At 38.3% G+C, this 9,458-nt stretch carries 5 protein-coding genes and 2 pseudogenes; 2 read left to right on the plus strand and 5 right to left on the minus strand.

Annotated elements, in window-relative coordinates; genetic code table 11:
• Positions 1-87 precede the first annotated feature (87 nt).
• Both HT693_RS08565 and HT693_RS08570 read left to right on the plus strand, forming a co-directional pair.
• Positions 88-621, plus strand: a pseudogene (locus HT693_RS08565) (IS630 family transposase); the annotation flags it as partial.
• Between the two features lie 176 nt (positions 622-797).
• Entirely contained in the window at positions 798-2,054 is a 1,257-nt protein-coding gene (locus HT693_RS08570) for an ISL3 family transposase (RefSeq protein ID WP_172925109.1), read from the plus strand.
• Positions 2,055-2,196: 142 nt separating this feature from the next.
• Here the strand turns inward: HT693_RS08570 and HT693_RS08575 are convergent, their stop codons facing one another.
• The 5 genes and pseudogenes from HT693_RS08575 to hprK all read right to left on the minus strand — a co-directional run bounded on the left by HT693_RS08575 (position 2,197) and on the right by hprK (position 9,353).
• Positions 2,197-6,483 carry a G5 domain-containing protein gene (locus HT693_RS08575; protein ID WP_172925110.1) on the minus strand — a complete coding sequence of 1,429 codons (4,287 nt, stop codon included), beginning with the start codon at positions 6,481-6,483 and terminating at the stop codon, positions 2,197-2,199.
• Between the two features lie 358 nt (positions 6,484-6,841).
• Positions 6,842-7,237 carry a YtxH domain-containing protein gene (locus tag HT693_RS08580; protein WP_000517395.1) on the minus strand — a complete coding sequence of 132 codons (396 nt, stop codon included), beginning with the start codon at positions 7,235-7,237 and terminating at the stop codon, positions 6,842-6,844.
• Positions 7,210-7,636: pseudogene (locus HT693_RS08585) on the minus strand (DUF948 domain-containing protein). Before HT693_RS08585 ends, HT693_RS08580 begins: the two are co-directional and overlap by 28 nt.
• Positions 7,637-8,425, minus strand: a complete 789-nt coding sequence (gene lgt, locus HT693_RS08590) for a prolipoprotein diacylglyceryl transferase (protein ID WP_000886657.1) — start codon at positions 8,423-8,425, stop codon at positions 7,637-7,639.
• Entirely contained in the window at positions 8,418-9,353 is a 936-nt protein-coding gene (hprK, locus tag HT693_RS08595; RefSeq protein ID WP_000115147.1) for an HPr(Ser) kinase/phosphatase, read from the minus strand. Before hprK ends, lgt begins: the two co-directional genes overlap by 8 nt.
• Between the last annotated feature and the right edge of the window lie 105 nt (positions 9,354-9,458).

The raw sequence follows: 9,458 nt of genomic DNA on the forward strand, positions 1-9,458 counted from the left end.
TATTACAGCTATTACAGCTAGATTATACCATTTTCAATATTTTTAATCAAACAAAATGATATAAATACAGCTGATTTCAAGATTCCAAGAAAGCGCTTTAAAACCAGTAGGCATTTTCGTAAGGTTCGCTTGATGTACCAAGATGAGGCTGGTTTCGGTAGAATCAGTAAACTGGGATCTTGTTGGGCTCCAATGGGAGTAGGTCCACATGTCCATAGTCACTATATACGAGAATTTCGCTATTGTTATGGAGCTGTTGATGCCCATACAGGCGAATCATTTTTCTTAATCGCTGGTGGATGTCATACTGAGTGGATGAACGCCTTTTTAGAAGAGCTTTCACAAGCTTATCCAGATGATTATCTTTTACTCGTTATGGACAATGCTATATGGCATAAATCAAGTACCTTAAAGATTCCGACTAATATTGGCTTTGCATTTATTCCTCCATACACACCAGAGATGAACCCCATTGAACAAGTGTGGAAAGAGATTCGTAAACGTGGATTTAAGAATAAAGCCTTTCGAACTTTGGAAGATGTCATACAAGGACTGGAGAAGGAGGTGATAAAGTCCATCGTTAATCGGAGATGGACTAGAATGCTTTTTGAAAGTAGATGAGTATCAATATACTTCGTTATTGGACGGTTACTTTCAATCAACTATACTTTTTCGGCTCTATAATATTTGTAGTGGGTAAATCCCCTATAGATATTATGGAGCCTATTTTTGTGTAGAAAAAAGTCCCATATCATCTATAATGAAAAGCGACAAAATAACTCATTAGAAAGAATCATATGGAACAATTACATTTTATCACAAAACTACTCGATATCAAAGACCCTAATATCCAGATTCTAGACATCATCAATAAGGATACACACAAGGAAATCATCGCCAAACTGGACTACGACGCCCCATCTTGCCCTGAGTGCGGAAGTCAAATGAAGAAATATGACTTTCAAAAACCGTCGAAAATTCCTTACCTCGAAACGACTGGTATGCCTACTAGAATTCTCCTTAGAAAGCGTCGATTCAAGTGCTATCACTGTTCAAAAATGATGGTCGCTGAAACTTCTATCGTCAAGAAAAATCACCAAATTCCTCGTATTATCAACCAAAAAATTGCGCAAAAGTTGATTGAAAAGACTTCTATGACCGATATTGCTCATCAGCTGGCCATTTCAACTTCAACTGTCATTCGAAAGCTCAATGACTTCCACTTTGAGTGTAATTTTAAACATCTGCCTGAGATTATGTCTTGGGATGAGTATGCCTTTACCAAGGGAAAGATGAGTTTCATTGCGCAAGATTTTGATAAGCTCAATATCATCACTGTTCTTGAAGGTAGAACACAAGCTGTCATTCGAGATCACTTTCTTAAATATGATAGGGTCGTCCGATGTCGAGTGAAAATTATTACTATGGATATGTTTAGTCCTTATTATGACTTAGCTAGGCAACTTTTTCCAAACGCTAAAATCGTTCTGGATCGCTTTCACATTGTGCAACATCTTAGCCGTGCTATGAGTCGTGTCCGTGTCCAAATTATGAATCAGTTTGAACGAAAATCCCATGAATACAAGGCTATTAAACGCTACTGGAAACTCATTCAACAGGATAGTCGTAAACTCAGCGATAAACGTTTTTATCGCCCTACTTTTCGTATGCACTTAACGAATAAAAAGATTCTTGACAAGCTTTTGAGCTATTCAGAAGACTTGAAACACCACTACAATCTCTATCAGCTCTTACTTTTTCACTTCCAGAACAAGGAGCCTGACAAATTTTTCGGACTTATTGAGGACAATCTAAAGCAGGTTCATCCTCTTTTTCAGACTGTCTTTAAAACCTTTCTAAAGGATAAAGAAAAGATTGTCAATGCCCTTCAACTACACTATTCTAACGCCAAATTAGAAGCAACCAATAATCTCATTAAGCTTATCAAACGAAATGCCTTTGGATTTCGGAACTTTGAAAACTTCAAAAAACGGATTTTTATCGCTCTGAACATCAAAAAAGAAAGGACGAAATTTGTCCTTTCTCGAGCTTAGCTGACTTCAACCCACTACAGTTGATAAAGAGCCAAAATACAACAACAGCCTTGCACCTCTTGAAATGAGGAACAAGGCCGTTTTTTAATCTTTTGTATTCATTGTCCACTTAACAATGAATAGTTCATATTTGACTAAATTTTTAGTCTTCTTTTTTCTTTCTAAGAGCAAGTCTGAGACCGCCTAGCAGACCAAGAAGTCCTAGAGATACAAGAGTCGCATTTGATTCTGTTCCTGTATTTGGTAATACATTTTGAGAATCATTTGACTTAGTTCCATTATCACTAGCATCTGTAGTATCTTCATGATTTGCATTCGGAGTAACTGCATCTGGAATTGGAGTTGTTGGTGCAGGTGCAGGTGTATCTTGACCAGAATTTCCATTAGTAGCAGGTGTGACTGGAGTTGCTGGAGTGACTTTACCTGGTGTTACCTTAGCTGGTGTTGTTATATTATTAGCAATGTGTTCTGTGATATGACCGTCAGTTGAATCTACATCGTAAGTGGTTGTTGTAACTGTCTTACCTTTTGCTCCTTCAACGCGTTCATTAGGTGTGTCAACTTCTCGTTCACCATCTCTAACATACTCAACTTCTGGTTCAATCGGGGTTTCTACTACTTTATCCTTAGCTGGAACTTTTACAACTGTTTCTGTTGGTTCTTTCGTACGAACTGGTTTTCCTACAGTTGGAGTAATTTCCCCTGTTGTTGGATTTACTCTGTACGTTGTTGTGATGCTGTCTTCACCATCTTCACCTTTAACGGTGATTGCTTCAGCACCTTTTTCTTTCGTATCATCTTTTTCGTAACGTACTGGAGATGGTACCACCCTCTTCTCAACCGTTGCTTCTTTCCTTGTTCCGTAAGTCGTTACTGTTGTAGGAGTCACCTTACCGGTCTTTGAATCAACTTCATAAGTTGTAGTGTTGATAACTTCACGTCCTTGGTCATCCTTATTACGTTCAACCTTAGTTTTAGCCCCAACCTTAACTATTGTTTTACCAGCTAGGGTGACCATTGGGTTACCAACGTGTTCTGTGATATGACCGTCCTTTGAATCTACATCGTAAGTGGTTGTAGTAACTATTTTACCTTTAGCTCCTTCAATACGTTCATTAGGTGTGTCAACTTCTCGTTCACCATCTCTAACATATTCAACTTCAGGTTCAATTAGTGTTTCTACTATTTTGTCCTTGGCTGCGACTTTGACTATTGTTGCTGTTGGATTTACTACTACTGGTTTTCCTACTGTTTCTGTAATAGCGCCTGTAGTAGAATCAACACTATATGTTGTTGTGATAGTACTTGAACCTGCTTGGCCTGCTTCTTCCGCATTTGGTTGATTTTTGTCGCGTGTATCATCTTTCACATATTTCTTAGGTGATGAGATTTCTGTTTTTTCTACTTTGTCCTTCGCTGCGACTTTGACGACTGTATTCGTTGGTTCTTTCGTACGAACTGGTTTACCTTCACTTGCTGTAATCTTTCCAGTATTAGTGTCCACAGTGTAAGTTGTTGTGATAGTGTCTTCACCATCTTCACCTTTAACAGTAGTTGGGACTGTACCTTTTTCTTTCGTATCATCTTTTTCGTAAACTACTGGAGATGGTACTACCATCTTCTCAATCGTTAGTTCTTTCCTTGTCCCGTAAGTAATTACTGTTGTAGAAGTTACCTTACCTGTTTTTGGATCAACTTCATAAGTTGTAGTGTTGATAACTTCACGACCTTGGTCATCCTTGCTACTCTCAACCTTAGTTTTAGCTCCAACCTTAACTATTGTTTTACCAGCTGGGGTGACCACTGGCTTACCAACCTGTTCTGTGACTGATCCATTATTTGGATTAACGTCATACCTTGTAGTCGTTACAGATTTTCCTTTTGCTCCTTTTCTAGGCTTGTCTGGTGTACCAAAGTCACGAGTGTCATCTCTTTCATAAACCACTGTGGGCTCAATTGGCGTTTCTACTACTTGATCCTTAGCCGCGACTTTAACGATTGTTTCTGTTGGATTTACTATTACTGGATTTCCTTCATTTGGAGTAACTTCCCCATTGTCTGGATTTACTGTGTAAGTCGTGGTAGTTGTCTTACTTCCGTCTTTTCCTGGAACAGTAATATTGGCTTGGCCTTTTTCTCGACTAGCATCTTTTTCGTATTTTACTGGAGATGGGATTGTTTCTACGTCTACTTTATCCTTAGCTCCTACTTTTACAACTCTAGCTATTGGTAGAGTTACGACTTCTGATCCCCCTTTTGATGGAGTTAGGGCTCCATTTACTGGATTTACGCTATAGGTTGTGATGACTTTAGATTTTCCTGATCTCCCTAGAAATTGAACGGTATCAGTACCTTTTGGACTGTTTTCATCTTTTAAATAAACTGTTTTGGGTTCAACTGAATTATACTCAACTATATCCTTCGCGCCACCTTTATTGACTACTTCTTCCTTCTTAGTCGAAGTAAGGCTGCCAGTTTTTGAGTTTACTGTGTAGCTTGTTGTCTTCTTAACAACGTCGTCTCCTTTTTTAATGTATTCTACTTCATCCTTGGCTGCGACTTTGACAACTGTTTCTATTGCCGGTTGCTTAACTACTGGTTGTCCTACATGTTCAATCAGATCTCCAGTGTTAGGATCTACACTATAAGTTGTTGTTACTGTACTAGTACCTGAAGTACCAGTTGTTGTTACATTAGCTTCACCTTTAGCTCTTGTGGCATCTTTTTCATAACGTACACTTGGCTCAAGTTGGGTAACGACAACTGTAGATTTGGCTCCATCTTTCTTAAACACTTCATCAATTGTATTGTTAGTAATCTGTCCTGTATCGAGATCTTTCATACTCACAGTTATTGACTTAATGATGTCATCTCCGCGTTTACTATATACAACAGTTTCTCCAACTTTTTCTACAGATTTAACTGTTGCAATGTTTTTATCTTGATAACCTGTCCCATCTAAGGAAATTCGTTTCCCAGATATAAACTCTGATCGTCTATTAATCATATCAGCTTCAAAATAAGAACGTGAACTGTGACCTCCACTGGTTCGTCCAACATTTATAACAACATCACTATCATTGCTGACGCCTTTTCTTATCGCCAAATCATTATCAACAATATAATGAGTCATTTTACCAGACTTGGCTATTTTTTTGCTATCTAAACCTTTTTGCCAAAATTCACGACTGGAAAGCAAATTGGTCACAACTTTTGGAGCATTAAAGGTTGTGCCTTTTTTTAATACATTATTATAAACGTTTCTATAAGCCAACTGTTCTTTAGGAGACATGACTCTGCTGTCAGAATATGCCAACTGATAAGCTTCAACCATTGCCCGTTGTACTAAATATCCTCCTAAAGAATGACCTGTCAAATAAAGATTAGTAATACTCTTATCTTTAGCTAGTTCATGCATAATATTTTCTGCATCTATCCCTTGTTGAGGATTGCTTCCTAATCCAAGTGTTATATCAGCTCCTATATCTTTCGCATCACTTGTTCCACGAAAGGCTAATACTTGTGCAGTTCCATTTGGTAAATATAAGAAATCACTCTTCGTTTCATACAAGACAGCATCTAGTCCACTGGAGGTATGGTAACTTTTCTTCCTTTCCCAATAAGGCCCCAATTCCTTATTCATCATCATATACTCATAACGTGGTTTACTGTCACCATTCTTTTTATATAACTCTGACTCTGTTAAGGGTCTCTTATGATCCAGCACTCTATCAATATAATTATCATCACGGTAGGATAATTCCATGAACATAATCATATCGCGCTCACTTACATTCCATTTTAATTTTTCATCTGGCTTTTCTTTACTGTCAATAATACCATCACCATCAGTATCTTCTAATAAGGGATGACTATTATAACCTACATATTTTTTCCCACCTTTTTCATAAATATAAAGTTCTTCTTTATCCTTCAAGTAATCATCATCTGTATAGGCTTCTGGACTTAACTTAGAGCCGTTTAACAATAAACTATCAAGCTTATTACCTTCTGAACCGATTACTCCTGCTTTTATTTGCTTAGCATACTCATCAGTTAATTCATACTTTTTAACCTCGGAAGGATTTGATGCTGCTCTCACCGCTGGAGTGCTTGATCTGTCTTCACCCGCCACGAAATCCCTTGTGGTCAAGCTATTATTTTCCTTATTCCCAGATCTGACGGGTTCTGTAGTCCTTGTAGATCCTATTGGAACATCTCTGGTATCTAACTCAGAAGAAGGATTATTTTGATTATCTAGTATAGGTTGAACTTCTTCTCTTTTATCCACAGAAGATGGAGAATTTTCCGTAGAAGCAAGTACTCCCTGGGATGGTGTAAACAAAGCAATGCCTATTAATACAGAAGCCACTCCAACAGAAAACTTTCGAATCGAAAAACATTGATGTTTATTAAAAATATCTTTCATTTTACCAACTTTCTTTCTAGCTATTTTTTACAAAATAGAGAGTTCTACTATTTTCCCTTGACAAAATACTAAACCCTTTCTTGACTAAAATTTTAGAACTTTTCCTCTGCTTGATTATAAACTACCACATTGATTTCTAATCATAAAAAAATGAATTGCTTAATATTAATAAAATATCAGTAAAATATAAAAAATGTAAATATTTCACTTTCAACACTGCCATTATACCATAATACTCAATGAAAATCAAAAAACGCATAATATCAGGCCTTGAAAAACCTTGATACTATGCGTTTGATTATGGGAAGATCTACTTCATTTTCTCCTAGAATTGAGTTTTTGCCCAGTCTCATCAAATCTAGATTTTTTCTTCTTTGATATCAATCACAATCTCTTCTGATTCATCAAGAATTTCGGCCTTTTCTTGCCATTGCTCTTTGAGATTATTGAATCGATATTTTGATACTTCTGTCGCTTGACGAGCACATGATTTGGCTTGAGCAAGGACGCTGTCCACAGTGATTTCACCCGACTCAACCTGTTCTTTGGTTTTAAGAACAAAATCTGTAGCCTGCTCCTTGACTTCTGTCAGTTTTTCACAGACCTGCTCCTTGGCATACTCTGGATTTTCTCTCAAATCATCCAGAAAATCTTGAGCCTGACTGCAAACTTGTTTGCCCTTGTCGCTTGTTAAAAACAAGGCAAGAGCTGCACCTGAAACGGTTCCTAAAAGGATTGAGGATAATTTACCCATAAGGATTCTCCTTTTTTATTTTTTTAAAAATTTACTTGCAAGACGAAGAGCTGATAAACTTGCCCCAGTCTTGAGTGTTTTTGAACCAGCTGATGAAGCTTTCTTGCTCAAGACACGCGCATGGTCATTGAGGTCTGAAACAGATAGAGATAAATCTGCAACAGCACTAAAGAGTGGATCAATCGTTGCCACCTTGACATTAATATCATCTGCCAAGACATTGATCTTAGACAGCAATTCATTGGTATGATGCAAGGTCACATCCACATCTGAAGTCAAGGTTTTAATCGTCTTCTCTGTTTCATCGATAACACGGCCAAGCTTTTGTACAGTAATGATTAGATACACTAAAAATACAATCAAAGCAAGGGCAACAAAAATATATGCAACTTCTAACATTTAGTTTTCCTCCTCTGTAACATAGTAAGGGGCCTTCTTTCGATTTTGATATAGAATGATAAAAATACCCAGTCCGATAAGGACAACTGATAGCCATTGAGACACTCGAAGGCCAAAGAACATGAGACTATCTGTTCGCATGCCTTCGATGACCATACGACCGAAACCATACCAAATCAAGTAAAAGGCCGTGATATGACCTCGTCTGAGACTTTTCCATTTTCGTCTAAAAATCAGAATCAAGGCAAATCCAAGTAGATTCCATAGGGACTCATAAAGAAAGGTCGGCTGACGGTAGCTCCCCTCAATATACATCTGGTCACGAATAAAGACAGGTAGATAATCCAAATTATCCACTGCTGCACCATAAGCTTCTTGGTTAAAGAAATTGCCCCAGCGACCCAAACTTTGGGCAATCATGACGCTAGGCGCCGCAATATCTAGAAAATCCCAAGTGTTAATGAGTTTACGATCAGCAAAGATATAGAGTACAAGTGCCCCAGTTATCAAACCACCGTAAATGGCCAAACCACCATTCCAAATGGCAAAAATCTCTCCCAAATTCTGACTATAATAATCAAAACGGAAAATGACATAGTAGAGACGAGCTCCTAAAATAGCCAAGGGAAAGGCTATCAAGATAAAATCTAAAATATCGTCTGGTATGATCTTCTTTCTAGGCGCTTCTTTCATGGTCAAATAAACCGCAAGAATCAAACCTGTAACAATACACAAGGCATACCAACGAATGGCTAGAGGGCCTAGTTGAATAGCAATTGGATCAAGCATTAGGCACCTCATTTCGAGCGATGAGACTTGTCAGTCGTTCTTCGAACAAACGGGTCGCATCAAAGCCCATTTCCTTGGCACGATAATTCATGGCAGCTGCCTCAATCACGACAGAAATATTACGACCTGTTTTAACTGGAATGCGGATACGAGGAATGGCTACGCCAGAAATTTCTATTTCCTCTGCATTGTTTCCAAGACGATCAAAAGTCTTATGTGTATCATAGTTTTCCAAATAGACAGCAAGTTGAACCTGTGAAGAATCCTTGACGGCACTGGCACCGTAGAGGCTCATGACATCGATAATCCCAACCCCACGAATTTCAATCAGGTGTCTCAAGATTTCAGCCGGTTCACCCCAAAGAGTAATCTCATCCTTGGCAAAGATATCGACCCGGTCATCAGCTACCAAGCGGTGACCACGTTTGACAAGTTCCAGACCTGTCTCACTCTTACCAATTCCACTATCTCCCTGAATCAAGACGCCCATCCCATAGATATCCATCAAAACCCCATGAACACTGGTACGTTCTGCCAAACGAGAATCCAGATAGCTAGATAACTCTCCAGATAAACGACTTGTCGCTGTACGGCTGGTTAAAATAGCAATCTTACATTCTCTGGCTGCTTTTAACATCTCCTCTGGAACCACCAAACCACGGGCAACAATGACCGCTGGTGTCTCAGGTAGAAACATTTTTTTCAAAACTTCATAACGGCTGTTGGAAGGCATGCTGATCAGATAAGACCACTCCTTCATCCCCAAAAGTTGAATCCGCTCTGGCGTGTAGTAGTCAAAATAACCTGTCATTTCAAGACCAGGTCGCGTAATATCTGCTGTATTGATTTCCTTTTCAAGCAATTCTGGTTCGCCATAGACAATGTCTAGTCTAAGCTTTTCAATCACTTCTTTTACTAAAACCGACATCATTTCCTCCTTCAATCGAGTTCTTCTCTCTATTATATCAAATTGTAGGAGGAAGTTTCAGATTTTTGCAGGCTTTGGAGTATTTATTTATACTCAATGAAAATC

Origin of the sequence: Streptococcus sp. 2154, from assembly GCF_013277255.1 — a bacterium.
In the GTDB taxonomy this organism is placed as follows: Bacteria; Bacillota; Bacilli; order Lactobacillales; family Streptococcaceae; genus Streptococcus; species Streptococcus pseudopneumoniae.

Coding starts and splice junctions, on each gene's coding strand:
- HT693_RS08570 (WP_172925109.1), top strand. CDS start 798: ATGGAACAATTACATTTTATCACAAAACTACTCGATATCAAAGACCCT.
- HT693_RS08575 (WP_172925110.1), bottom strand. CDS start 6,483: ATGAAAGATATTTTTAATAAACATCAATGTTTTTCGATTCGAAAGTTT.
- HT693_RS08580 (WP_000517395.1), bottom strand. CDS start 7,237: ATGGGTAAATTATCCTCAATCCTTTTAGGAACCGTTTCAGGTGCAGCT.
- lgt (WP_000886657.1), bottom strand. CDS start 8,425: ATGCTTGATCCAATTGCTATTCAACTAGGCCCTCTAGCCATTCGTTGG.
- hprK (WP_000115147.1), bottom strand. CDS start 9,353: ATGTCGGTTTTAGTAAAAGAAGTGATTGAAAAGCTTAGACTAGACATT.